The sequence below is a fragment of the Tritonibacter sp. SIMBA_163 genome (assembly GCF_046535935.1).
Taxonomy (GTDB): domain Bacteria; phylum Pseudomonadota; class Alphaproteobacteria; order Rhodobacterales; family Rhodobacteraceae; genus Epibacterium; species Epibacterium scottomollicae.
This window is the reverse complement of sequence record NZ_JAWJBP010000721.1, coordinates 1-259: the sequence shown is the minus strand read 5'-3', so window position 1 is coordinate 259 and position 259 is coordinate 1. Positions and strand designations below refer to the sequence as shown.

At 67.2% G+C, this 259-nt stretch carries 1 protein-coding gene; it reads right to left on the bottom strand.

Annotated features, from left to right (window positions below):
- Positions 1 to 89: 89 nt before the first annotated feature.
- Positions 90 to 257, bottom strand: coding sequence for an NADH dehydrogenase ubiquinone Fe-S protein 4 (locus R0J92_RS24210; protein WP_411053555.1), 168 nt, complete (start codon positions 255 to 257; stop codon positions 90 to 92).
- Positions 258 to 259 lie beyond the last annotated feature (2 nt).

Genomic DNA, 259 nt, shown 5'->3' with positions numbered 1-259 from the left:
CTGCAGGATTCGAACCTGCGACCGTCGGCTTAGAAGGCCGGTGCTCTATCCCCTGAGCTAAGGGCGCGTGCGGCGCCCGGCGCGCCGTGTCAGCGCGGGCGGGGCCGGAAATTGTCGGCATAGTTGCGCGGGGTGACGCGGCGCTTGTGCGCCTCCTCCACGGTATAGTCCAGGCCCTTGCGGTCGGCGAAGGCGATCGCCTCGTCCTTGGAATCGAAGCGGATGCGCACCTGGTTCAGCGTGTCGCCGGAAGAAATCC